This is a genomic window from Treponema sp. Marseille-Q4132, from assembly GCF_014334835.1.
Lineage (GTDB): Bacteria > Spirochaetota > Spirochaetia > Treponematales > Treponemataceae > Treponema_D > Treponema_D paredis.
In genome coordinates, this window is record NZ_CP060591.1 from 2240726 (window position 1) to 2265483 (window position 24758).

The 24758-nt window shown below is 50.8% G+C and carries 24 protein-coding genes and 2 tRNA genes; 18 read left to right on the forward strand and 8 right to left on the reverse strand.

Translation table 11 applies throughout. The features are described from left to right. Window positions 1–5: 5 nt before the first annotated feature. The 7 genes from secY (at window position 6) to H9I35_RS10240 (ending at window position 4665) form a co-directional block, all read left to right on the forward strand. Window positions 6–1340, forward strand: coding sequence for a preprotein translocase subunit SecY (gene secY / locus H9I35_RS10210; protein ID WP_187419282.1), 1335 nt, complete (start codon window positions 6–8; stop codon window positions 1338–1340). A 38-nt stretch (window positions 1341–1378) separates the two neighbouring features. After that, a complete protein-coding gene (rpmJ, locus tag H9I35_RS10215) occupies window positions 1379–1492 on the forward strand; it encodes a 50S ribosomal protein L36 (protein ID WP_016520668.1) in 114 nt (37 codons plus the stop codon). Window positions 1493–1503: 11 nt separating this feature from the next. After that, complete coding sequence (gene rpsM / locus H9I35_RS10220) at window positions 1504–1872, forward strand: 30S ribosomal protein S13 (RefSeq protein ID WP_187419283.1); 369 nt, start codon at window positions 1504–1506, stop codon at window positions 1870–1872. 107 nt (window positions 1873–1979) lie between these two features. Continuing rightward, window positions 1980–2360: a 30S ribosomal protein S11 gene (rpsK, locus tag H9I35_RS10225; protein ID WP_016520666.1), complete on the forward strand. Its 381-nt coding sequence runs from the start codon at window positions 1980–1982 to the stop codon at window positions 2358–2360. A 203-nt stretch (window positions 2361–2563) separates the two neighbouring features. Continuing rightward, window positions 2564–3613, forward strand: coding sequence for a DNA-directed RNA polymerase subunit alpha (locus tag H9I35_RS10230; RefSeq protein ID WP_016520665.1), 1050 nt, complete (start codon window positions 2564–2566; stop codon window positions 3611–3613). After that, window positions 3603–4124 (forward strand): 50S ribosomal protein L17, encoded by a 522-nt coding sequence (gene rplQ / locus H9I35_RS10235; protein WP_187419284.1) that lies wholly within the window; start codon window positions 3603–3605, stop codon window positions 4122–4124. Before H9I35_RS10230 ends, rplQ begins: the two co-directional genes overlap by 11 nt. A gap of 289 nt (window positions 4125–4413) precedes the next feature. Further along, window positions 4414–4665, forward strand: a complete 252-nt coding sequence (locus H9I35_RS10240) for a hypothetical protein (protein ID WP_187419285.1) — start codon at window positions 4414–4416, stop codon at window positions 4663–4665. 243 nt (window positions 4666–4908) lie between these two features. Here the strand turns inward: H9I35_RS10240 and H9I35_RS10245 are convergent. The 5 genes from H9I35_RS10245 to H9I35_RS10265 all read right to left on the reverse strand — a co-directional run bounded on the left by H9I35_RS10245 (window position 4909) and on the right by H9I35_RS10265 (window position 7574). Then, window positions 4909–4981, reverse strand: a tRNA-Ala gene (locus tag H9I35_RS10245). A 16-nt stretch (window positions 4982–4997) separates the two neighbouring features. Beyond that, on the reverse strand, window positions 4998–5675 hold the full coding sequence (locus H9I35_RS10250; RefSeq protein WP_187419286.1) for an HAD-IA family hydrolase: 678 nt from the start codon (window positions 5673–5675) through the stop codon (window positions 4998–5000). A gap of 18 nt (window positions 5676–5693) precedes the next feature. After that, window positions 5694–6743 carry a mannose-1-phosphate guanylyltransferase/mannose-6-phosphate isomerase gene (locus H9I35_RS10255; RefSeq protein WP_187419287.1) on the reverse strand — a complete coding sequence of 350 codons (1050 nt, stop codon included), beginning with the start codon at window positions 6741–6743 and terminating at the stop codon, window positions 5694–5696. Between the two features lie 113 nt (window positions 6744–6856). Next, window positions 6857–7327 (reverse strand): type II toxin-antitoxin system VapC family toxin, encoded by a 471-nt coding sequence (locus H9I35_RS10260; RefSeq protein WP_187419288.1) that lies wholly within the window; start codon window positions 7325–7327, stop codon window positions 6857–6859. Further along, window positions 7314–7574, reverse strand: a complete 261-nt coding sequence (locus H9I35_RS10265; protein ID WP_016520659.1) for a type II toxin-antitoxin system Phd/YefM family antitoxin — start codon at window positions 7572–7574, stop codon at window positions 7314–7316. The genes H9I35_RS10260 and H9I35_RS10265 overlap by 14 nt, the downstream gene beginning before the upstream one ends. A 184-nt stretch (window positions 7575–7758) precedes the next feature. On the opposite strand from H9I35_RS10265, the gene aspS reads away from it, so the two are divergent. After that, complete coding sequence (aspS, locus tag H9I35_RS10270) at window positions 7759–9603, forward strand: aspartate--tRNA ligase (protein ID WP_187419289.1); 1845 nt, start codon at window positions 7759–7761, stop codon at window positions 9601–9603. A gap of 41 nt (window positions 9604–9644) precedes the next feature. Beyond that, window positions 9645–10727, forward strand: a complete 1083-nt coding sequence (locus H9I35_RS10275) for an FAD:protein FMN transferase (RefSeq protein ID WP_252722650.1) — start codon at window positions 9645–9647, stop codon at window positions 10725–10727. An 87-nt stretch (window positions 10728–10814) separates the two neighbouring features. Here H9I35_RS10275 and H9I35_RS10280 read toward each other — a convergent pair whose 3' ends face one another. Further along, window positions 10815–11588 carry a TetR/AcrR family transcriptional regulator gene (locus H9I35_RS10280; RefSeq protein ID WP_187419291.1) on the reverse strand — a complete coding sequence of 258 codons (774 nt, stop codon included), beginning with the start codon at window positions 11586–11588 and terminating at the stop codon, window positions 10815–10817. 105 nt (window positions 11589–11693) lie between these two features. Between H9I35_RS10280 and pepF the strand changes: the two genes are divergently transcribed. The 7 genes from pepF (at window position 11694) to H9I35_RS10315 (ending at window position 20611) form a co-directional block, all read left to right on the forward strand. Continuing rightward, window positions 11694–13496 carry an oligoendopeptidase F gene (gene pepF, locus H9I35_RS10285; protein WP_187419292.1) on the forward strand — a complete coding sequence of 601 codons (1803 nt, stop codon included), beginning with the start codon at window positions 11694–11696 and terminating at the stop codon, window positions 13494–13496. 60 nt (window positions 13497–13556) lie between these two features. Continuing rightward, the gene (add, locus tag H9I35_RS10290) at window positions 13557–14588 is read left to right on the forward strand and encodes an adenosine deaminase (RefSeq protein WP_187419293.1); all 1032 of its coding nucleotides are present in this window, start codon (window positions 13557–13559) and stop codon (window positions 14586–14588) included. 34 nt (window positions 14589–14622) lie between these two features. Then, window positions 14623–16554, forward strand: a complete 1932-nt coding sequence (locus tag H9I35_RS10295; protein ID WP_187419294.1) for an AMP-dependent synthetase/ligase — start codon at window positions 14623–14625, stop codon at window positions 16552–16554. A gap of 12 nt (window positions 16555–16566) precedes the next feature. Beyond that, window positions 16567–17781 carry an aminopeptidase gene (locus tag H9I35_RS10300; protein WP_187419295.1) on the forward strand — a complete coding sequence of 405 codons (1215 nt, stop codon included), beginning with the start codon at window positions 16567–16569 and terminating at the stop codon, window positions 17779–17781. Between the two features lie 65 nt (window positions 17782–17846). Then, window positions 17847–17918, forward strand: a tRNA-Cys gene (locus tag H9I35_RS10305). 51 nt (window positions 17919–17969) lie between these two features. Further along, complete coding sequence (gene trxB / locus H9I35_RS10310; protein ID WP_187419296.1) at window positions 17970–18911, forward strand: thioredoxin-disulfide reductase; 942 nt, start codon at window positions 17970–17972, stop codon at window positions 18909–18911. After that, window positions 18908–20611 (forward strand): glycoside hydrolase family 3 protein, encoded by a 1704-nt coding sequence (locus H9I35_RS10315; RefSeq protein ID WP_187419297.1) that lies wholly within the window; start codon window positions 18908–18910, stop codon window positions 20609–20611. Before trxB ends, H9I35_RS10315 begins: the two co-directional genes overlap by 4 nt. Before the next feature lie 123 nt (window positions 20612–20734). On the opposite strand, the gene H9I35_RS10320 is transcribed toward H9I35_RS10315, so the two are convergent. Together H9I35_RS10320 and trxA are read right to left on the reverse strand one after the other, a co-directional pair. Continuing rightward, window positions 20735–21415 (reverse strand): tRNA-uridine aminocarboxypropyltransferase, encoded by a 681-nt coding sequence (locus H9I35_RS10320; protein WP_187419298.1) that lies wholly within the window; start codon window positions 21413–21415, stop codon window positions 20735–20737. Then, a complete protein-coding gene (trxA, locus tag H9I35_RS10325) occupies window positions 21412–21723 on the reverse strand; it encodes a thioredoxin (RefSeq protein WP_187419299.1) in 312 nt (103 codons plus the stop codon). Before trxA ends, H9I35_RS10320 begins: the two co-directional genes overlap by 4 nt. Window positions 21724–21867: 144 nt before the next feature. Between trxA and H9I35_RS10330 the strand changes: the two genes are divergently transcribed. Continuing rightward, on the forward strand, window positions 21868–23211 hold the full coding sequence (locus H9I35_RS10330) for an MATE family efflux transporter (RefSeq protein WP_187419300.1): 1344 nt from the start codon (window positions 21868–21870) through the stop codon (window positions 23209–23211). 71 nt (window positions 23212–23282) lie between these two features. Beyond that, window positions 23283–24581, forward strand: a complete 1299-nt coding sequence (gene hisIE, locus H9I35_RS10335) for a bifunctional phosphoribosyl-AMP cyclohydrolase/phosphoribosyl-ATP diphosphatase HisIE (RefSeq protein WP_187419301.1) — start codon at window positions 23283–23285, stop codon at window positions 24579–24581. Window positions 24582–24758: the final 177 nt, after the last annotated feature.

Genomic DNA, 24758 nt, shown 5'->3' on the forward strand with positions numbered 1-24758 from the left:
GAATCATGGCAGGCAATTCTATCGTGAATATGTTTAAAATCAAAGAGCTCCGCAGCCGTTTGCTTTTTACCCTGTTGATTTTGGCCGTTTTCCGCATGGGAAGCGTGCTGACCATACCGGGTATCGACGCGAACGTGCTCTTGTCGTACTTCGACGAGCTTGCGCGCCAAAACAAAAACGCGTTTGCGAGCTATATGGACTTTTTCGTCGGCGGCGCTTTTTCGAATTTTTCCATTTTCATGCTCGGCGTTATGCCCTATATTTCGACGCAGATCATCATGCAGCTTGCGGTGATCATCTTTCCGTCTTTAAAGCGAGTCGCCGAAGAAGACGGCGGTCAGCGTAAAATCGCGATGTGGACGCGGATCGGCACGATATTCGTGTGTTTGCTCCAGTCTTTTGCGGTGACGGTGTATGCGTCGAGTATTCCGAATTCGATCGTTATCGAAAACAGAATCGCGTTCCGTATGCTCGCGATGATAACCGTTACGACCGGATCCATGGTAACGATTTGGCTCGGAGATCAAATTACGGCGCGGGGTATAGGTAACGGTATTTCAATGATGATCTTTGCAGGTATCGTCGCCAGACTTCCGAGTGCGGTGATGGAACTCGGACGGAAAATCGTTGCGGGCGACATACAGCTTGTGTTCGCGATCATCGTGCTCGTCATGTTTATCGGTATCATCGCCCTCGTCGTATACGAAGAATCGGGCGAACGGAAAATACCCGTACACTATGCCAAGCGCGTTGTCGGACGGAAAATGTACGGCGGACAAAATACGTATATTCCGTTTAAAATCAATCCGTCGAACGTCATTCCGCTCATCTTCGCATCTTCTCTTTTGACGTTTCCGATCCAGCTTATTCAAATGTTCGGAAGTAATCAAAATTCCGCACGGTGGGTAGCGCGCCTCGCATCGTTCCTCACACCGAACGGAGTGTCATATAATATTCTGCTCGTCATCCTCATCGTCTTTTTTGCATACTTCTACACTCAGGTAACGCTGAACCCCACGGAAATTGCAAAAAACATCAGGGAAAACGGAGGCTCCATTCCCGGTGTGCGTACGGACAAAACGGAAGAATACCTGCAGAAGATATTGAATCGGCTCATATTGCCCGGCGCAATCTTTTTGTGCGTTATCGCGATATTGCCGACCTTTATTCAAACGATTTTCAGATTTCCGCAGTCGATCGCTATGCTGATGGGCGGAACGTCGTTGATCATTATGGTCGGTGTCGATTTGGATACGATGAGTCAGGTTGAAGCCCTTCTCAAAATGCACCATCACGACGGATTGACGACGAAGGGCAGAATCAGGTCGCGGAGCCTCTAGGCTTTGCGGATAGCTGAAACATTGCATGGGAGAACAGTATGAAAGTACGAACCAGCGTAAAACCGATCTGCGCAAACTGCAAGGTTATCAAACGGGGCGGCATTATCCGCATCATTTGCACGAACCCGAAGCATAAGCAGAAACAGGGCTAAGGAGAAACTGTATGGCTCGAATTGAGGGTGTGGATATCCCGAACAAACACATAAGCATTGCATTGACGTATATCTACGGTATCGGCCGCCCTGCGGCACGCGATATCTGTGAAAAGGCCAAGGTAGATCCGCAAAAATTGGCAAACGAGCTTACGGAAGAAGAGCTTGCCCGTGTGCGCGAAGCGATCGACAAAAATTATAAAGTCGAAGGCCGCCTCCGCACGGAAATCGGTCTGAACTTAAAGCGTCTTATGGATATCGGCTGCTACCGCGGTCTGCGCCACAGACGCGGACTTCCGGTACGCGGACAACGTACGCGCACGAATGCGCGCACGCGCAAAGGCAAAAAGAAGACGGTTGCCAACAAGAAAAAGGCATAAGCGGAACCTCTGTCCGCGCTCGGTCGTTTTATGCGGCATAAAAAGTGCGGATGCGTTTTGCGGCAAAAGATACGGCGCCGTCCGATGCGGCGCTTTTGGGAGATACAATGGCTACGGTTAAAAAGCGAAAAGAAAAAAAGAGCGTATACGAAGGCAACGTATACATTCAAGCCACATTCAATAACACGATCGTTACGATTACCGACTTGCAGGGCAATACGATTGCATGGGCGTCTTCGGGCGGACTGGGCTTCCGCGGAGCGAAAAAATCGACTCCGTTTGCCGCTCAGTCGGTTGCGGAATCCGCTCTTCAAAAGGCGGCGGGCTACGGTTTGCGTGAAGTCCACGTGTACGTCAAGGGACCGGGAATGGGCCGCGAAAACGCGATCCGTTCCATCGGCAGCATGGGTCTCAAAGTAAAATCGATTTCCGACGTTACACCGATCCCGCATAACGGATGCCGCCCGCGCAAAACGCGCAGCATGTAAAACTGCGTTTCGGTATAGCCGTTTTCCGGCGTATGCAAAAACGCTTGCGCCGTGCGGAACGGTTCATAGAGATTTATTAGTCGGGAACGGCGATGAGGAGCCGCCGCGAAAGGCGGTTTATGCGGCATCGCATCGAAGTTGCCGATTTGGCTGATAGCGAAGAACGGCTCGTATTTGAGCTCTATTCTACATAAGGAGTTCGGATGGCTCGCAAAAATCTGCTCAAAGGTTTTAAAAAGCCGAAAGGCATTACTTACACTCCGCTCGAAACGAATCCGAATTACGGAAAGTTTACGGCGTATCCTTTTGAAACGGGATTCGGGACGACGATCGGCAATACGCTGCGCCGCGTCCTGCTTTCTTCGATTCAGGGCTATGCGGTCACTTCCGTCAGGATTACGTCGTACGATGCTGACGGTGTTCCGCACGTTATTTCAAGCGAATTCGAAGCGATTCCGAATATTGCGGAAGATACGCTGGAAGTTATCAACAGCTTAAAACAGATACGTTTGCGATTGCCCGGCGATACCGAGCAGAACACGATTTTGTATGAGTTCAAGGGACCCGGTACCGTTAAAAGCGGCGACTTTGCCAAAGAGGGCGAACTTGAAATCATGACAAAAGACGCCCTCATCTTTACGATGACGGACGGAGCGCGGGTCGATATCGAAATTCAAGTCGATTTGGGCAGGGGCTATGTTCCCGCCGAAGTAAACGAGCACTATATCGAAATCGTCGGTACGATTCCGATGGATGCGATTTTTACTCCGATCGTTAAAGTAAAGTACGCGATCGAACCGTGCCGCGTCGGACAAAGAAACGATTACGATAAGCTTGTACTCGAAATTTGGACGGACGGAACGATTTCTCCCGAAGATGCGCTCGCGGAAGCGGCAAAAATCGCCGAAGAGCATTTCAGAATTTTTATCAACTTTGACGACAGTGCGATTTCCGGCGGAGACGACGGCGATGAAGGGGACAAGCACGTCCGCGAAATCCTCAACACGCCCGTAGACGAACTTGAGCTTTCGGTGCGTTCGTCGAACTGTCTGAAAAATGCGAATATCCGCACGATCGGCGAACTTACGAAAAAAACCGAAGACGACATCACGAAAACGCGAAACTTCGGAAAAAAGAGTCTTACGGAAATTAAAGAAAAGCTTCAGGAGTGGGGTTTGACGCTCGGCATGACCGATTACAGTCATCTGAAGAATTTGAATATCACAAAGAAGGAAGAAACAGATGAATCATAAGATGGGATTTAATCCGCTTTCACGCACACCGGCACACCGCAGAGCCATGTCGCGGAATATGGTAACGTCTCTTTTTCGATTTGAACGCATTACGACGACGCAATCGAAAGCGAAAGAAGTGCGCAAATCTGCGGAAAAACTGATTACGCGCGCAAAAGAGGATTCCGTACACAACCGCAGAGAAGCGGCGAAGTTTATTTCCGATGAAAAAATCTTAAATAAACTTTTTACGGAAATCGGACCGCGCATGAAAGAACGTGCCGGCGGTTATACGCGTATTTTGAAGCTCGGTTTCCGCTGCGGCGATGCCGCCGATGTCGTCATCCTCGAACTTGTCGACTATAAACTCGATACGTCGAGCGAAGAGGAAAAGGCTGAAAAGAAAGCGGCGAAGTCGGCGGAAAAAAAGAGCGCTGAAAAAAAATCCGCTTCCGAAAAAAAGGACGCGGATAAGAAAACGGCCGGCGCGAAAAAAACGGCAAAAGCCGATAAAGCCGATTCTAAAAAATAATATCGCAGAGTAAATCAAGGAAGCTGTCCGAAAGCTAAAAGTTTTCGGGCAAAGCTTTAAAGCGTTTGCGAAAACCGACGTTTCCGTAAACGTTCTTATGGGAGATGATACGAAACGTCGTCTAAAATATCGCCGTCGTTTCGTATTTCGAGTTTGCGTTGCAAACTTGACTATTCGATATGTGCGCCACTCGCAACTTCGCGCCTACGCGCTCGTTGCGAGGCGCGCGCACGACTAAAAACTTTTTCGGATGTTGAAACATTCTGCAAAAGTTTTTATGGGAGTATGTATGTCTAAAAACCATCGAGGAACGGGAATCCGCTCTTTGCCGTCTCGCGGAAGAGACGAGTGCCCCGTCTGTCATAAAACGAATATCAAAGTTTTGTACGAAGTTGAAATCGACGGGCAAAAAGTAAAAGTGTGCAAATTCTGCAATGCAGCGATGAAAAACAAAGCGCGCAGAGAAGCTCCCGCCAAAGAGCCTGCCGCTCCTGCAGCGGAAGCGAACGAAGCTCCGGCCGAAGCGACCGCAGAAAGTTGATCGAATACCGAGCGGAATTCCGCAAGCGCGGCGCCCGTTCGGTTCGGTATTTTTAATTGCCGGCTGCGCTCTTATGAGCGCGGTAATGCCGCCCATGCGCGTTTTACATACGCACTTCGGCGGCGTTTTTTTTCGATATTTTTTATGATTTTGTCTTTTAAAATCCGGCTTCCGTAAGCGTGGCTGCGGATCGACGATTGCTGCCGAAATCCCTGTGATTTTATTTATTTAAAGAATCGGAATTGGAGATAGCCGGGATCGAACCGGTGACCTATAGATTGCGAACCTATCGCTCTACCAACTGAGCTATATCCCCATATTCCAATATTATACTACAAATCGATAATTTGTTGCAAGAGGGTAGGCAGCGCATAAATATCCGGTATGGAAAAAAGTCGCCCGCGCGCAGAAGCCGATTCATGTGCGGCTTTTGAATCCGAACTTTCATCCGCCGCGCCGACGAGTACGGCATTGCCTCCGAGCGCCGTATAGCCGTCGATATATTTGCGCTGATCGTCCAAAAACAGCGTATCGCCGATCGTGCATCCGCATTTTTCGAGCGCCCTGCGATAAGCGCTTTCGTAGGGTTTGCCTTTGAAATCGCAGTCGCGTATGTCGCAAATCGATTCGAACTGATCGGCGACGTTCAATTTTTCGAGTACGCGCTCGGCATGTTCTCTCGGCGAATTTGTTAAAATCGATTTCGGCATATCGATCGATGTAAGGAGCGGGCGCAGGTTTTCATCGGCGTCGAGTTCATCCGCTTCACTTTCGGGATGTATGTATGCCAAATAGCGTTCAATGTCCGTAAGGCCTTCGCGGCGCATCCATTCGAGCGTCGTCGAATAATGCGGCAGATTGGAAAGACGTCTTTCCGCCGCCTCTTCGCGGCTGATGTGAAAAAAATCCGCAACGAGCGTAATCGTGCGCTCCAAAAAGCCCTTCGTCATATCGGAGTCCGGCGCATAGAGCGTACTGTCCAAATCGAATAAAAGGTGTGTGATTTTCATACTTTCGATAATTCCGTATTATTTTAAAAACCGTTCGGCGGCTTTTTTCACTTCCTGCACGTACTGCATATCGGCGATGAGAAGTCCGTCTTTTGATTCGATGACGGCGCAGTTTTTTATGCCGAGCAGTGCGACCGCTTTCCCGTCTTCCGTGTGAATGAGATTGCCGGATGCATCTTTGAAAAATGCGATGCCGTTCGCCGCGTTGCCGCTTTCGTCTTTTTCGGAAAGCTCCCACACCATGTTCCACGAGCCGACGTCGCTCCAGCCGGCATCAAGCGGAATAACGACGGCGTTTTTCGTGTGTTCCATGACGGCGTAGTCGATTGAATTGCCTTGTACGGCTTCGAAATCGCTTTTATCGAGTTTAACGGCAGTATCCGTCCGTTCGGCATTTTCGTACGCATCTTTTACGTGCGACAGCATTTCCGGCGCGAACGCTTTCATTTCCGCGAGGTACAGTTCGGCGGGGATCACAAACATACCGCTGTTCCAAAAATAATTTCCTTCCGCGACGTATCGCCGGGCGGTCATTTCATCCGGCTTTTCTTTGAACGCTTTGACCGGACGTACATCTTCGAGCGTAGTCGCTTCGGTTTCGATGTAGCCGTATCCGGTTTCCGCCCTCGTAGGTACGATGCCGAACAGCACGTATTTGTTTTTCCGTGCGGCTTTATGCGCTTTTACGACCGCTTTTTGAAAAGCGGGCACATTCAAAATCGTCGCATCCGAGGGGAGGACGAGCATAAGACCGTCGCTTTCGTATTCTTTGCAGTACAGTGCCGCGGCCGCAATCGCCGGTGCCGTATTGCGTGCGACCGGTTCGAGCATGACGGGGCGCTCCAGCTTACCGATATCCGAAAGCTGAGAGCGGACGAGAGCGATATGATGCTCGTTGCAAATCACGAGCGGGGACGATATAAAATCGAGACCGTCGAGCCGCATGGCAGTCTGCTGAATCATCGTTCGTTTTGCATCCGTGAGCGGGAGAAATTGTTTGGGTACGTCGGGTGTCGAAAGCGGCCACAGGCGCGAGCCCGAACCGCCCGAAAGAATTACGGGCAACATGAGAGTACTGTATCACGCTTGGCGCCGAAGAGCAAGGTATGCATTTGCGCGTATCATTCGTGCGATATGCATTTGTGTGCGCGGCGAATAGGAGCGCAGAGTATGAGCGTCTTTTAATTTTTTCGAGATGTGCGCTTTTGTACGCCTTCGGTACGAGATGCGTTTTCGAGCGCCGAATCGAAAGTGAGCAGCGGCAGCTGCAACCGCCCGGAAAGTTCGAGATAGGATGCGTCGTAAAACGAAAGCGAGTACGTATCGGCGAATTCTTGGATTCGCATCATGAGGGCAGTATCGCAGTTTCCGTCGATGACGATCGGAAGTTCGAACAAATCGTATTCGATTTCATGCCGCTCCGTTTTTGTAATGCGTTTGTGCGTCGCAGTGTGCAGGATATTGCCCATTTCATAAAAAAATATATTCGGCACAAAAAATTGTCCGTTTTGCGAAACGATTGCAGAAATCGCCTCACGCGCTTTTGAAAATCCCTGTTCGCGCGAAGTTTCTTTTCCCGTAAAAAGTCCGAGAAAATACGCTGCCATAAACGACGCATCAACGACGGCTGCCGGAGAGTTACGCTCTTCCATCGGTTTTCCACTTGTCTATTTCTTTCAGACTGAGGGGCTTGCCGCGCGAAGCGATGAGTTTTGCCCGTGCTTCGATACGGCGGCAGGCATCGCGCGCGCGCGTCGTATCGGCGGTCGCTTTTGTAAGCGTCGCGACGGGGCGGCCGTTTTTCGTTACGGTAACCGTAATGCCTTTTTCGATTTTACGGAGCAGTTCGGAAAAATGCGTTTTCGCGTCGAATGCACCGACTTCGATTGTACCCTGCATACACATACCTCCGTTGCATATAAGGTAACATAAAAAAAACGGAAAATCAACCGGTTGAAAAGACCGGTTGATTTAAATGAGTACTCTGAAAATAAGCTCCGATTTCACTGCGATGCGTATGTAAAAAAAATCCTTTCGTCCGTTCTCTTCCCACTTCGAGCGCAATGCATTACAATGCGACATTATGGAAAATTCAAAACGAAGCGTTACCTGCGGAGAGCTCCGAAAAAGCGATGTCGGTAAAACCGTAGTTTTAAACGGCTGGGTGCACCGCACGCGCGATTTGGGCGGTATCTTTTTTATCAGTTTGCGCGACCGTTACGGCATAACGCAAGTGCTCGTCGGACCCGATGCGGCGGAAAACGTCAAAAAAACTGCGGCTTCGCTCAAAAGCGAATACTGCGTTGCGGTGCACGGAACCGTTTCCGCGCGAAGCGATAAAGACGTCAACGCCGATATGCCGACGGGCGAAATCGAAGTCATTGCCTGCGATATCGAAATCTTTACGGCTTCCGATCCGCTGCCCTTTGCGATCGATGAAGTGCGCCAAAAAGACGGAAGTGTCGTATTGCCGAATGAAGATCTCCGTTTAAAATACCGCTATCTCGATCTGCGCCGCGCTCCGATGCAGCATCATATCATATTGCGCTCTCAAGTGACCTTCGCCGTCCGCGAATATCTTACGCAGCAGGGCTTTCTCGAAATCGAAACGCCGACTTTTATTAAATCGACGCCGGAAGGTGCGCGCGATTATCTCGTGCCCTCGCGCGTGCATGCGGGGAAATTTTATTCCCTTCCGCAAAGCCCGCAGCTGTACAAACAGCTTTTGATGGTTTCGGGTTTCGATAAATATTTCCAGATTGCCCGATGCTATCGCGACGAAGATGCTCGCGGCGACCGGCAGCCTGAGTTTACGCAGATCGATATGGAGATGAGCTTTACCGACCGCGAAGAAGTGCTCGGCGTGACCGAAGGCATGATGGGCTATGTTTTCAAAAAGACGATGAACTTCGATTTGCCTCTGCGTTTCGACCGGCTTTCGTGGGAGGATGCCTTCGATTTATACGGTTCGGATAAACCCGATCTCCGTTTCGATTTGAAAATGCGGGACGCGGCTTTTATGGCAGAACTTTCGGATTTCAACGCGTTCAAAGCGGGAGCCGCAAACTCGGGGCGCGATATCGAACGGCACAAACGTTCGGCGATAAAAGTGCTCGTTGTTAAAAACGTCGCCGACAAGTACAGCCGGAAAATGATCGAAGCGCTCGAAGCGGTAGCAAAGACGTATAAAGCGAAGGGGCTCGCGTGGATGAAAGTCGACGCTGAGGGCGCGTTCGAAGGCGGCATCGCGAAATTCTACGCGGGCAAAGAAAAGGAGATTTGCGAAAAGCTCGGCGCCGAAAAAAACGATTTGCTTTTGTTTGTGAGCGACGAAAGATGGCAGACCGCCTGCGTCGCACTCGGTGCCGTGCGCAAGCAGCTCGGCAAAGAGCTCGGCCTCTATGATCCCCGTGATCGCTTTCACTTTGTGTGGATCATCGATTTTCCGTATTTTGCGTGGAACGAAGACGAGGGCAAGTGGGAAACGGAACACCACATGTTTACGCTTCCGCAAAAAAAATATTGGGATGCGCTCGAGCGCGAGCCGGGTGCCGTCAAAGGCGATCTCTACGATTTGGTGCTCAACGGCTACGAACTTGCATCGGGTTCCATGCGTATCAACGATCCCGAACTGCAAAAACGTATTTTTAAAATCGTCGGTTACAGTGAAGAGCGTGCGCAAAAAGCGTTCGGCTTTCTCGTACGCGCCTTTCAATTCGGCGCTCCTCCGCACGGCGGCATCGCACCGGGTCTCGACCGCCTTATCATGCTCATGGAAGGGGAAGAGAGTATCCACGAAGTAATCGCCTTTCCGAAAAACAATTTGGCCGCTTCTCCTATGGACGAAAGCCCGAGCGAAGTGGAGCAGATACAGCTCGACGAACTGCACATCGCGATAACCGAAAAGGAAGATGCAAAAGACGTATGAAAAGCGTTTTTATTTTTAATAAGATCCGAGAAAATCGCGTTTTGAAAAATCGCTGTTTCCGCATACCTTTGTTCGAACAATATTTTCAACACTCGACATTCGCCTTATTAATTATTATTTTTTCGATCGGCTTTGCTTCCTGCGAGCGTACTGCGGAGCCGCGCACCGAAGCCCTTATGGGAACGGTGTGTACGGTCAACGCATATGAGGACGGCACGAAATCGCTGTACGACGAACTCTTTGCGCGGCTGCATGAAATCGATGAAACTTTCAGCGTCACTATCGACTCGTCGGAAATCTCCGCGATAAATAAAGCTGCAGGTGAACGAAGCGTTTCCGTTTCTTCCGATACGGCTTACGTCGTCAAAGCATCTCTTTCCTTTGCGGAACTTACCGGCGGCGCCTTCGACCCGACCGTCGGCCCGCTCGTAAAGATTTGGGGCATCACCACCGATCACGCGCGTGTGCCCGCGCAGAGCGAAATCGATGCGGTGCTGCCCTTGATAAACTGGCGCGACGTTTCCGTAACGGACGACAATACCGTCATGCTCAAACGGCGCGGTATGGCGCTCGACTTGGGCGGCATCGTCAAAGGCTACGCTGCAGACGAATTGACAAAAATTTTAAAAGCGCGAAAAGTACGCCGCGCCATCGTCGATTTGGGCGGCAATATCTTCGTGTACGGTAAAAAAAAGGACGGCTCTCCGTGGCGTGTCGGTATAAAAAACCCGAACGATCCCGAAGGCGTGCCTTCGATTGTTTTGAACGTGGCAAATTCGACGATCGTGACGAGCGGTGTCTACGAGCGTTTTTTTACGGAAAACGGCGTACGCTATCATCACATACTCGATGCAAAAACGGGATATCCTGCAGCCAGCGGTTTGCTTTCTTCGACGGTCATCTGCGAATCGAGCATGGCGGCCGACGCGCTTTCGACGAGCGTTTTCGTACTCGGCAAAGAAAGCGGTATGGAGCTGCTTCGCCGGATGCGGTCGCCTGAGCTTTCGGAGATCCCCGGGCTTCACGCGCAAGCGCTCGGTATATTTATCGAAGAGGACGGAAGCATAAGCGCATCGAAAGAGCTTGACGGTTCACTCGAAGCGCCTGCCGTAAAGTTCGAATAGCCTGCTTGCAGCGCAGCCGTGCGTCTGCCGAATCGGACGGTTTGTTAAAATTGCAACAAGAGGTTCGGCAGCGTTTTTTTGCGCTCGTCAGCGTGTCCAATACGAAACGGCTCTCGCGATGATTTTTGCAAGCGCCGAATCGTCTGCAGGAAGGGCAAAGAGACTTCCCGCGCCGCTTTCGGGATTTTGACGAAGCGTTTCTTTTTTTTCGACGATGTACGCGCTCAATTCCGCGCTCAACTCCCGTGCAAAAAACATCGCTCTTTTTTTAAGCGCATCGGGTGGCGCTGTTTGCAGCGTATGCGGTGCGTCTCCCGCGCTTCCGGCGTCGGTCGCGCCGTCAGTCTGTTTTTCAGCCTTTGCTTTTGTGTCCGCGCCCGACACATCTTTCAGTCCATATCCGTTTTCCGCAAGCGGTAGTTTTCCTTCCGCTGCAAATCGCGCGATAAAAGACGCCGTATCGTCCGCAATCTTTTGCGTTTCGCGTTCTGCCGCCCGAGATGCTTCGGATGAAAAAAATTTGCTCGAATGGATAAACGCATACATTTGAAAGAGCGGTTCGATTTCGTACGAACGGAAATACTGTTTGACGATTTTTGCGAGCGCATCGGAAAAGGAAAGCGGGGCGAGTGAATCCGCACTTTCGGGAATAAAGCGGACACCGCTCATATAGTCCGCGCAAAAATCGATCGCCGCTTCACAGATCGCATCTCTGCTCGAAAAGTGATTGTAGAGAGAGGCTTTGTTTACGCCGAGGAGAGAGGCGATGTCGGCGAGGGAGACGGCGCCTGCGCTTTTTTCGAACGCACACGTGAGAAAGGCTTGTATTATTTTATCGCGGTCGATCCGTTTTTTTGCCATGCCGTCATTATATCGAAAAGCGCCGAGTTTGTAATGTGATCCGTCAAGACAAGCTGCTTTGCGCTTTTTATTGTGAGAACATTCGATATGCGCTATAATGACGATATGACACAGCATTCTGTTCCGCTTCGAAAAGACGTTCCTTTTTCGGACAAATGGGATTTATCGTCGCTGTTCGCATCGGACGGCGATTGGGAAAAAGCGCTTTCGGAAATCGAAACGCTCATCGAAAAAGCCGCCGCGTACAAAGGCAGGCTTTCCGAATCCGATAAAACGCTGCTTTCGGCGCTCAAAGCGTACGAAGCTGCCGACAAAAAACTCGAAGCCGTTTTCAATTATGCGAGTTTGCAGCTGACTGCAGATGAAACCGACTCCGCCGCCCAAAACAAAGAAGGGCGCGCTCGTATGGCGTACACGAAATACCTCGCGGCAACGAGTTTTTTCAATCCCGAAGTCCAATCGATTCCCGATGAAAAGCTCCGGGTTTGGATGGAAGAGAACGCTTTCCGCGATTACCGCGTCTTTTTGTCGAAACTGCTCCGCATGAAGCGTTATATTTTAAGCGAAAAAGAAGAGCGCATCATGTCGCTGCAAAGCGAAAGCGCCTCTGCCGCACACAAAGCCTTTACCGTGTTTACCGACGCGGATCTGCGCTTCGGCACGGTGACGGTCGACGGAGCGGAAAAACCTTTGACGCAGTCGACGTGGAGCGTGTTTATGGACAATCCCGATCGGAGCGTCCGCGAAAACGCATACAAAAAATTCTACGGTACTTTCGAAGCTTACGAACACACGCTCGCTTCCCTCTATTCGGGGAGCGTCAATCAGGACGTGTTTTCGATGCGCGCGCGAGGCTATGCGTCCTGCCTCGAAAAAGCGCTCTATCCCGACAATGTGCCCGTAAGCGTTTACCGCAATCTCATCGATACCGTGCATAAAAATCTGCCCGCGCTCCACGAATATTACGCGCTCAGAAAAAAAGCGCTTCATCTTTCCGAACTGCGCCATTGGGACGTATACGTGCCGCTCGTCAAAAACGTGCGTACGAACACGAGTTACGAAGAAGCGGTCGAAATATGCCGCCAAGCGCTTTCTCCTCTCGGAAGCGAATACACCGATCGGCTCTGCAGCGGACTTCTCGGCGGCTGGGTCGACCGCTACGAAAACAAAGGAAAACGCAGCGGAGCGTTTTCAAGCGGCGTATACACGGGAAATCCGTTTATCCTGCTCAATTACAAAGACGACGTTATCCGCGACGTGTTTACGATGGCGCACGAAGGCGGGCATTCGATGCACACCTGGTATTCGGTGCACGCGAATCCCTATATGCAGTACAACTACACGATTTTCGAAGCGGAAGTCGCATCGACGTTTAACGAAGAGCTCGTGTTCCGCTATCTTTTAAAACGGGCGGAAACCGATGAGATGAAAGCGTATCTTCTCGCGACTCATGCGGGCGACATACTTGCGACGCTGTACCGCCAGACGATGTTCGCCGAATACGAATTGAAAGCGCACGAATTCGTCGAGGCGGGAGAACCGCTTTCCGCGGAACTGCTTCGAAAAACCTATCGATCGCTTCTCGAAAAGTATTTCGGAAGCGAAATGCATTTCGAAACAAACAGCGATATGGAAGGCTTGCGTATTCCGCATTTTTACAGCGCGTTTTACGTATACAAATACGCGACGGGGATTTCGGCCTCCCTTGCGCTTGCCGAGCGCGTATTGAACGGAGGCAAAACCGAACGCGACGATTATTTCGGTTTTTTGAAATCGGGCGGCTCGCACTATCCGATCGAATCGCTTAAAATCGCAGGCGTCGACATGAGTGAAAGCAAGCCGATCGAAGACGCGTGCGCCGTATTTGCGCGCATCGTAAAAGAGCTTTCGGCCCTGCTTAAGATTTAGCGAAAATGTGCCGATATATATAAAGTCGGATTTTTTGCAGAAATCTTACGGAGATTATAATTGAAAGAAACCGAGTTTAACTCTTTTTTGGCAAAGATACCGAAAGCGGAAATACACATCCACATCGAAGCCGTCATGTCGTTTCGCACGATCGAAAAATTGTACGAACGGCGCTTCGGCAAAAAGATGAGCGATGCGGATGAAGCCGAACTCTTTTCATACGATAATCTCAACGGCTTTATCAAAGCCTTTCTCGCCGTACAGGAGCTTTTTCAATCGGTTTCCGATTTCAAATACGTTTTCGACGACTTCGGAAAATATCTTGCCAAAAACAATATCGTCTATTGCGAAGCCTTTTTTGCACCTTCCGCATTTTTGAAAAAAGGATTCGACTACGGCGAAATGATTTCTCTTTTTTCGCAAAAGATTGCGGAGATCAAAGAAAAATACAATATCGTCATAAAACTTCTGCTCGACGTATCGCGGACATTCGGCTGCGACAATGCGATGAAAAACTACGAACTGCTCAAGCAGTACCCGTGTAAAGACATCATCGGTATCGGACTCGGAGGCGCCGAACAAAAAGGGCCTGCAAAAAATTTTGAGCCGGTATTTTCCCGCGCGCACGCGGACGGCTTTCACGCGGTCGCACACGCAGGCGAAGACGTCGGTCCCGAATCCGTGTGGGACACGGTCAAATTTCTCCGCGCCGAACGGATCGGTCACGGCATCACATCGGTGCAGGATCCCGAACTCATGGCCTACCTCGCCGAAACGCAGCTGCCGCTCGAAGTGTGCATCACGAGCAACGTGTTTACAAAGCGCTTTGTAAATGCCGTCGCAAATCATCCCATCCGCCGCATGTACGACGAAAATATCTTCGTCACCGTAAACACCGACGATCCTCTGTTTTTCAAAACGGATCTCATCGAAGAATATTGGAAGTGCTATAAAGATTTGCATTTTACGCTTCCCGAAATCAAACGTCTCATCTGCAACGGCTTTAACGCGTCTTTTCTCTCCGATACGGCAAAAAAATCCTACGTCAGACAAGTAAACGCCGCGTGGAAAGCTTTCGCGCCCAACGATTGACGAGCTTTGTTTTTTACAGTTATACTTTTCATCTATGGAACAAACGCTCCCGAAAATGCTGAAAAAAACAGCTGCCGATTTTCCCGAAATCGCGGCGCAGTATTCGAAAAATGCCGAAGGCGTTTTCGAACCGACATCGTATCGAGAACTGTATGAAGCTTCTCTGAATTTTGCCGCAGCTTTAAAACAGATAGGCGTAGTGCGCGGCGAGCCTATAGGTCTTATCTCCGATAACCGCAAAGAGTGGGAACAGGCCGATATGGGGATTATGGCGCTCGGCGCCGTTGATGTTCCCCGCGGCTGCGATGCGACGCTTATCGACTTGCAGCAAATTTTATCGTTTACGGAATGTGCCGTAGTCATCGCCGAAAACGCCGCACAGATTAAAAAGATCGTTTCCGTAAAGAGTGAATTGCCTCATCTGAAAACGCTCATTTCGTTTGAAGACGTCGGCGACGATATAAAAGCGGATGTAAAAAAATCCGGAATCGATTTATTATTTTTTAATAATTTATTGAACGAAGGTAAAAAGTACAATATCGAACACAAGGCTGAAATCGAAGCCGAACTTGAAAAAGGCGAGTGGAACGATACGGCGTGCATCATCTTTACGTCGGGTACGACGGGTATGCCCAAGGGTGTCGAACTTTCGCACGGCAATTTTTTGACGCAGCTCGACGAACTGCAGGAGCGAATTTATTTGAACCCCGGCGACCGCGCCCTGTGCGTGCTTCCGGTGTGGCACGTGTTCCAGCGTTTGTGCGAATATGTCATTTTGATTCAGGGAGCTGCGCTCTGTTATTCGAAGCCGGTCGGAAGTATTCTTCTTGCGGATTTTCAAAAGGTCAATCCTCATCTTATGCCCGCCGTTCCCCGCGTATACGAAGCGATCTACGACGGCATCAACCGCAAAATGCGCAAAACCGGCGGCTTCGTTTACATGCTGTTCCGGTTTTTCGTCGGAGTTGCGATTTTGCATTCGCGAATGGACAGACTCCTTTTCCGGAAAAACGTGCGCTTCGGACCGGACTACATCGGAGCGCTGTGGGCGCTGCTCGTCATTCCGTGGCTTTTGCTCTATCCTCTCAAATTACTCGGAAATGCGCTCGTGTTTCGAAAAATCAAATCGATGCTCGGAAAAAACTTCCGTGCGGGCGTTTCCGGCGGCGGTGCCTATCCGCGCAACATAGACGAGTTTTTTTGGGCGATCGGCGTAAAGGTCGTCGAAGGCTACGGTCTTACTGAAACCGCTCCCGTTATTTCCGTGCGACCGATAGCCGATCCCGTATTCGGCAATGTCGGCTCTCCCATCCGCGGCGTCAAAGTGCGCATCGTCGATCAGGACGGCTATGTGCTCGGCCGCTGCAAACAGGGCGTCGTGCAGGTAAAGGGCGGCACGGTTATGAAAGGATATTACAAGCGGCCCGATTTGACGGAAAAAGTGATGACCGTCGACGGCTGGTTCGATACGGGCGATATCGGCATCCTTTCGATTCATGACGAAATTATTTTAAAAGGCCGCATAAAAGATACGATCGTACTCCGCGGCGGTGAAAATATTGAACCGCTTCCGATCGAACAAAAGCTGCAGGAATCGCGCTTTATCAAAGCTGCCGTCGTCGTGGGACAGGACGAACGCTATCTCGGCGCCCTGATCCTCGTCGATGAAGAAGAGGTAAAGGGGTATGCTGCGGAGAACGGCATTCAATACGATACTTATGAAAATCTGCTCGCATCCGAATATATTCAAACGCTGTATGCGAACGAAATCAACGGACTTATCAATTCGAAAAACGGATTTAAGATGTTCGAGCGTATCAATAAATTCGCGCTTATCACAAAGCCCTTTGAAGTCGGCGTTGAACTTTCGGCGAAACAGGAAATCATGCGTTTCAGGATCGGCGAGATTTACGGTAAAGAAATCGCTTCGTTGTTTGTCCAGGATCCGAAAACGACGGATATGTAGAGGAAATTGAATATGAAAGACGTACTGCCTGCGGAGTTAATCATCCGCGATGTGTGCCGTGTAAAAAAAGGCGAGAGAGTTCTTATCGTTGCAAATCCGGAAACGAATATGATCGCGCAGGATTTATTCGAGTCGGTAAAAAAAGCCGGCGGCGTGCCGGTGCTCGTGTTCCAAACCGCAAAAAATTCGTTCGACAACGCATCGCCCGAAGTGCTCGCGGCGATCGCTACGAATCCCGACCTGTGTTTTTCCGTGTCTTCGTCAAAGCTCGGAAAAGACCCCGCGGCCTCGGCGCATCCCTATGTCGACGACAAGGGTACGAAATTCATGCATATATTCGACTTTCTGCTCGACGGTAAAAAATCGATGCGTGCCGTGTGGATGCCGGGCATCACGCAGGATATGTACGAACGTGCGGTCCAGATCGATTATAAAGAGCTTGCCTCCCGCTGCGCGGCATTGAAAAAAGCGTATGAAAAAGCCGTGAGCGTACGCGTTACTTCTCCCGGCGGAACGGATGTCGTCGTACCGGTTTCGGGGCGTAAAGCGCTCGACGACGACGGAGATTTTTCAAAGCCCGGTTCGGGCGGAAATATCCCCGCGGGAGAAGTGTTTATCAGCCCCGTCGTCGGTACGGGAAACGTGCAGGATGAGGGAAATCTCATCGATAAAATCAAACAAAAGATCGGAGCCCAGGGCGATGCCGAAGATGCGGATACTGCCGGCGTAAAGGAAGAAAAGCTTGCACCTTCCGCGTTCGGCACGAACGGTAAAATCGTGTTCGACGGTTCGATGTCTTTCGGCGACGGAGACGCGCTCCTTGAAACGCCGATCGTTGTACAGGTTTCGGACGGTTTTGTAACCGACATAGAAGGCGGAGAAGAAGCCGCGCGTTTGAAAAAAACGATCACCGATGCGGAAGCGAAATCGCTTGTGATGGAAAAAGAAGGCAAGCTTCCCGAAGGTATGGGAAGCGTGTACCGCAGAAATGCGCGCAATATCGGAGAACTCGGCATCGGCTTGAATCCCGCCGCCGTCATCACGGGGAACATGCTCGAAGACGAAAAAGCGTTCCGAACGTGTCACTTTGCCATCGGTGAAAATTACGACAACGATGCGCCTGCATTGATCCACCTCGACGGCGTCGTTCGCGAACCGACGATCGAAATAACGTATGAGGACGGCTCGACGCGGACGGTTTTGCAAAACGGAGATCTGATGCTCTAGGCTGTGTCAGCGCGATCGGAAAAATCGCGTTGACATAATGTGTTGTTTTTTGTTATAATCATTTCGGCGTCGTACCCAAGTGGTAAGGGACGGGTCTGCAAAACCCTTATGCAGCGGTTCAATTCCGCTCGACGCCTTGGGCCGGAATATCGCATGATGTTCCGGCTTTTTTTTCATCGGGGCGGCTTATGGAAACCATTTCGTGCGATTACATCATTGTCGGTGCCGGCAGCGCGGGGCTTGCTTCGGCTCAATATGCCGCGCGTGCAGGTTTGCGCACGGTCGTCTTCGATCCTCTCGGGCCGGGCGGACAAGTTCTGCAAATCTTCGACCTTGAAAATTATCCGGGCGTTTTTCCGGCCGTTACCGGAAGCGATTTTATCGATACGATGAAAAAGCAGGCGGAATCTTTCGGTGCGCGGATCGTACAGGCAAAAATTGATTCGATCGATAAAATTAAAAATACGTTTTACGTTCATACCGAAATCGGCGAATACAGCTCTTTTGCGCTCCTTATTGCAACGGGTGCCGAACACCGTATGCTCGGCGTTCCCGGCGAAAAAGAATTGACCGGAAGAGGCGTTTCGTACTGTGCGACCTGCGACGGACCTTTTTTTCGTAATAAAACGGTCATCGTGGTCGGAGGCGGAGATTCGGCATGTACCGAAGCTCTCTATCTTGCCTCAATTTCTCCGCACATTACGCTCGTTCATCGCAAAGCCCAATTCCGCGCACAGTATGCCGTCGTCGAAAAAGTGAAAAACGATAAAAATATAAACGTCAAATACAATACGGTCGTAAAAGAAATCCGCGGAAACGGACGGGTGCAATCCGTGCTGCTCGAAGATACGGAGACGGGCGATGAAACGGATCTGCCTGCCGATGCCGTATTCATCTTTGTCGGTATGAAAGCGCGTACGGAACTTTTCGATACGCTGCCGAAAGACGGGGCGGGCTATATCGTGACGAACGAAAAAATGGAAACGATTGTGCCGGGTCTGTATTGTGCGGGCGATGTGCGCGCAAAGCCGTTCCGGCAAATCGTCACCGCGGTTTCAGACGGCGCGATTGCGGCGCATGAAGCCGCCGAATACGTAAAAAGCATTTCGCCGTCCGGAGACCGAGCATGAATCGCTTTGCAAAATCAATATTATTAATTATTAATATGGCGATCGCCGTTTTACCGAACCTTTTTGCACAGAGCGGAACGAGCGCCGAAACGCTTCCTCAAAGCGTTACGTTTTGGAGCGATTATCCGGCGGAGACGCTTGCGCGCACGATCGTCGAGCGCATGAGCGACGCGGAAAGCCTTTCGCAGATTTTTATGTTCGGCTGGGCGGGTGCGGAGCCCGAACAGCTTTTGTACGATTGGGTTTCGCGAGGGCTCGGCAGCGTAAAAGTGTTCGGATGGAACACCGACGATATCCGCCTCGTTGCGAGTTCCGTTTTTTCGTTGCAGCGGAGCGCATCGCAGACGAGATTTAAAATACCTCTGTTCGTAGCGACCGATCAGGAGGGCGGCTGGATCCGCCACGTCAAAGGAGAAACCTCGATCACTCCCGGCAATATGGCGATCGGAGCTGCGGGCTATCCCGTCGATGCATGGTACAGCGCGTATTATATTTCGCGTGAAATCAAAGCGCTCGGCATCAATATGAATTTTGCTCCGACGGTCGACCTCTTTACCGATCGCACTTCTTCGATCATTGGTCCTAGATCGTTCGGAGACAATCCCGAACACGCAGGCATTCTCGGTGCGGCTTTTTCGGCCGGCAGCGTTGCGGCGGGCGTTATCCCGACGGCAAAACATTTTCCGGGACACGGAGACACCGACGGCGATTCGCACGTAAAGCTTCCCGAAATCGATATAGACGAAAAAACCTTTACGCATCGCGAACTCGTTCCGTTCGAATACCTTGTCAGGCAAAAAATTCCCGCGATCATGTCGGGACATTTGAGTTTTCCGAAAATCGATTCGAGCGGCGCACCCGCATCCCTTTCAAAATATTTTCTCACCGATTTGTTGCGCGGAAAGCTCGGCTTTGACGGATTGATAATTACCGACGATATGATGATGAACGGCGATACGCTCTACGCCGGCTCTTTGACGAACGCATTTTACCTTGCGATAACGGCGGGAAACGATATTCTCATTTCTTCGACGACGGCGCGCTTAAACGAACCTTTGTGGGCGGTAAACCTTGAACGCATGAAAACGGATGCCGCTTTCCGCGAGCGTGTAAAAGACGCGGCGTACCGCGTCCTAAAAGCGAAACTCGTTTATTTTAAAAGCGGAAATGCGGCACCGCTTTATCCCGATGCGGCTTCGATCGGCAAATATATTCCCGATAAAGAAGGCGAAAAGTTTTTTTTCGAACAGGCGTGCCGGTCGATTACGTTGTACAAAAAAGGTATGGTACCGCTTTCGAGCCGTGATGCCGGCCGCGTCCTCTTTGTCGGCTCTCCGTCTCGATTTTTCAGTGAAGGAAAGCGGCGCTATGCGTCTTCCGGCGATTATCGGTTTTCTTCGGAGCCGGGGCCGAACGAAACGCAGTATATGTGCGACCATATCCTCGAAAGCGCCGCACCCTACAATACGGTCGTATGCTGTGTTTCGAATGCGCAATCCGCGCGCATTGCCCGCACGCTCAAAGGAAGCGGAAAAAAAGTCGTGATCTTTTCGATCATGTCGCCGGAACACGCGCTTGAGTTCGGCTGGGCCGATTCCGTCGTTATGGGATACAGCTGGTCGGCATATACGTTCGACGCTATGTTCGGCGCACTCGCAGGCGAATACGAAGCTCAAGGTACTTTGCCGTTTAAGCCGTAAAGCGCTTGCACCGATTTTTGAGAGAGGTTTCGCACACTTTCAACCAACGTGCTTGCCGAACGGCATTCGCGCATTTTTAACCCGCTCTCCGCTATCGCCTTTTTTGATCCGCTGAAAAAATTATTAATTTTTCGGGATCGTAACTTTTTTCGTGTATTTCCAGTTGTAACTGTGCGTGTCGGGAAGCTTGCCGTCGATGCGGTCGTTTTGCGCCTGCAGCTGATCCCGAATGAGTTTTCGGAACGCCGTCATAAGCGGTTCGGGATTTACGTTTTCGTTTGCAAGGTGTACGGACTGCAGCTCTTTTATGAGATAATAACAGGATTCGACCGTGGAAATATAATCGGGAGAAGGTTCGCGCTTAAACGTAAACTCGGAGCGGTAGCTGCCTGCAAACGAGAGACGCGGAAGGTCAAGTAAAAAGGCGCTGTGCTCGATCACTTTGCGCGAACAAAACCACGTCGCGTCGATGACGATCACGAGAAGCGTTTTGTCTCCGACGAGATCGGCGAATCCTTCGGTACGCACCGTGTGCGCATCCTTTCCCGGGTAGAGAAGTACGGGAAAATAACGCGGATCGGCGAGGAGTTCGTGCAGCCGCACATTTTTTGAAAAATCGATTCCGACGAGGATCTCGGAATCGACGAGCGATACGTGCGCGATGCGCCCCGTTCCCGTGCGCTCGCGCTTTGCTTCTTTTGGATGCATGAGCAGTACGAATTTGACGCCCGCGTCTACCGGCTCCGCGTATTTGCAGAGACAGAAGCGCACGGGCCGAAAGCAGCGCCAGCAGCGATCGCTCATGCGCCGAGTGATTTTAATAAATCGTCTTTGCTCATCGCGCCCGTTCGCTGGGCTGCGGCTTTGCCGTTTTTAAACAGGATAAAGGTCGGAATGCTCATGACGTTGAATTGTGCGGCGAGACTTTCCTGTTCGTCCACATTGACTTTGCCGACTTTCAGCACGCCTTTTTTTTCTTCGGCGATTTCCGAAACGACCGGCCCCATCATGCGGCAGGGACCGCACCACGATGCCCAAAAATCGACGAGTACGGGAAGATCCGATTCCAGCACTTCGCTTTTAAAATTCTCCGCAGTAAACGTGAGCTCCATAATTGCCTCCGGTGTGTTATTTATTATATTTAAATATAGTCTTTTCTTGTTGTAAAAGCAAATAAAATTCGCTACAGTGATAATCGCGAATTTGCCGGTTTTCGCAATGCGGCCGACTTTCCGCACGTTTTTACGGGTGGTGTTATGACAAAAGATTTGACACGGGGAAAACCTTTTCCGCTCATCCTCGAATTTTCGATTCCGGTGCTGCTCGGCTATCTGTTTCAGCAGTTTTACAACCTCACCGATACGGTCATCGTCGGGAAATCGCTCGGCGTTCAAGCGCTCGCAGCCGTCGGTTCGACCGGCGCGGTGAATTTTTTAATAATCGGATTCGTTATGGGCGTGTGCAACGGTTTTACGATTCCCGTATCGCAGCGTTTCGGTGCAAAAGATTTTTCGCTCATGCGGAAGTACGTCGCAAATATCGTATATCTGTGTATCGCATTTTCCGTTATCATGGCGGTCGGTACCGTTATCTTTTGCGATCCGCTTATGCTTGCCATGGAAACGCCGGAAGACATCCTCGTGCGTGCGGGCGACTATATCAGGATAATCTTTGCGGGCATTCCGCTTACTTTTTTATACAATACGACATCCGGTTTGATCCGTGCGCTCGGCGACAGCAAAACGCCGGTGTTTTTTCTCGTGCTTTCATCGGTGCTCAACATCGCGCTCGATTTGATCTTTATCCTCGTATTTCACTGGGACGTGCAGGGAGCGGCGCTCGCTACGGTTATCTCACAGGGAGTCGCCGGCATCGCATGTTTTTTATATATGATCAAAAAATTCGATATCATCAAACCGAAAGGCGACGAGCGAAAATTTAATAAAAAATACTGCAGCGTATTGTGCGGCGTCGGCGTGCCGATGGGACTGCAGTATTCCATAACGGCAATCGGAAGCGTTATCCTGCAGGCGTCGGTAAACGGACTCGGTTCCGCCGCCGTCGCCGCAGTTACGGCCGCGACCCGCGTGGGTCAGTTTTTTTGTACGGTCTTCGATGCGCTCGGCACCACGATGGCGACTTACGGCGGACAAAATACGGGAGCCGGAAAAATCGACAGACTCGGCGCGGGTGTGCGCGATAGTATGATTATCGCCTGTGCGTATTCGGTGATTGCACTCATCGTATATTTTATCTTCGGCGATTATCTTGTCATGCTCTTTATGAACGGAGATCAAACGGAAATCGTTAAAAATGCGAAACTCTTTTTGCTGCAAAACGGTTCGGCTTATATCCTTCTGTCGGCTGTTAATATCTATCGTTTTATGATTCAAGGTATGGGATTTTCTCGTTTTGCGATTTTTTCCGGCGTATTTGAAATGATCGCGCGCATGCTCATGGGTGTTTTTATGGTGCCTCATTTCGGTCTTGTAAGTGCGGGTTTCGCTTCTCCGTTCGCATGGCTTTTGGCCGACTTCTTTTTGATACCAGCGTTTATCCACTGTAAGCGCAAACTCGAAAAACATTTCGAAAAGCGGTAGTCTCCGATCGGGCTCTGTTTTAATAATTTTTTTATGTTGCCAGTCCTTTCTCTTTCTGCTACACTGCGCCTATGGTCATATCTTCCATCGATTTAAAAGACGGACATGTCGTTCAGTTGAAAAACGGCGAACATCCGGTACTCGCGCGAGACGATGCGGAAGCGCTCATCGAAGAATTCGACAGGTACGGTGAAGTCGCCGTCATCGATTTGGATGCGGCGCTCGGAAACGTCGATGCGCGCGGCGACACGAAAAATACGCCGCTTTTAAAGAAGCTTTTGCGCAAAGGCAACGTGCGCACGGGCGGCGGCATACGCAGCGTGGAGCGCGCAAAAGAACTCGTGTCCCTCGGTGCGGAAAAAGTGATCATCGGTTCGGCTGCGTGGAAAAAAAATCCGAAAGCGGGGGAGTCCCCGATCGATGTCGATTTCCTCGAAGCTCTCGTACAGGCGATCGGCCGCGAGCGCATCATCATCGCCGTAGATGCGAAAGGCGGAAAAGTTGCAGTGCACGGATGGACCGAAACGACCGACGTGCCGTTTATAGAAGGAGCCGTGCTGGCTGAAAAATACTGCAGCGAAATTTTATTTACCTGCGTCGAAAAAGAAGGCTGCATGCAGGGCGCCGATACGGATGCGGTCAAAAAACTGCGCGAAGCGGTGCAGTGCCGCATCGTCGCCGCAGGCGGCGTTTCGTCGGCGGAAGAAATCGTACGGCTTGAAAAGCTCGGATGCGACGTGCAGCTCGGCATGGCGCTCTATACTGGAAAGGTTTCTCTCGCCGATGCGTTTATCGGCTGTTTGAATTGGGATAAAGTCGATCTCATTCCAGTGATCGCGCAGAGCGTAAACGGAGAGGTACTTATGCTCGGCTATGCGAACCGCGCGGCGTTTGAAAAAACCTTTGAAACGAACAAGCTGACTTTTTTCAGCCGTACGCGGGGAGTGCTGTGGACGAAGGGCGAGAGCAGCGGACACTGGCTTACGGTGCAAAAACTTCGCGCGGACTGCGATCGGGACACGGTGCTTGCGACGGTCGTTCCTCACGGGGGCGTGTGCCATACGGGAAGCTTTACCTGCTTTACGGGCGAAGCCGGCGAAGCGTCGTCCGCCGGAAGATTATACGACATCATTGCGGACAGGTTCGCGCATCCGAAGCCCGGCTCCTATACGGCGACGCTCGACGGAAAGCGCGTCCGCGAAAAGATTTTGGAAGAAGCCGAAGAGCTGTGCAGCGAAGCCGAGACGAAGCAGGATGTCGTTTGGGAAGCCGCGGATCTCTTTTATTTTATGAACGTACTCATGTACCGCGAAGGCGTTACCTGGCGCGACGTTTATGCAGAGCTGGACAGACGACATAAGAGCACATAAATCCGAGCAGTGCGCAGGATTTATGTGCGTCTCCTATCACAAAGCGCGCATAAACGCCGCGCTTTGTGTCCTCATAAGGAATTGCAGTCGGCTTTCATACCTTTTATAGCATCCGAAAGGATGTGGTATGAAAGCCTCCGCACGGATAAAAGAAAAACGGCTTTGCCGTTTTTCAAC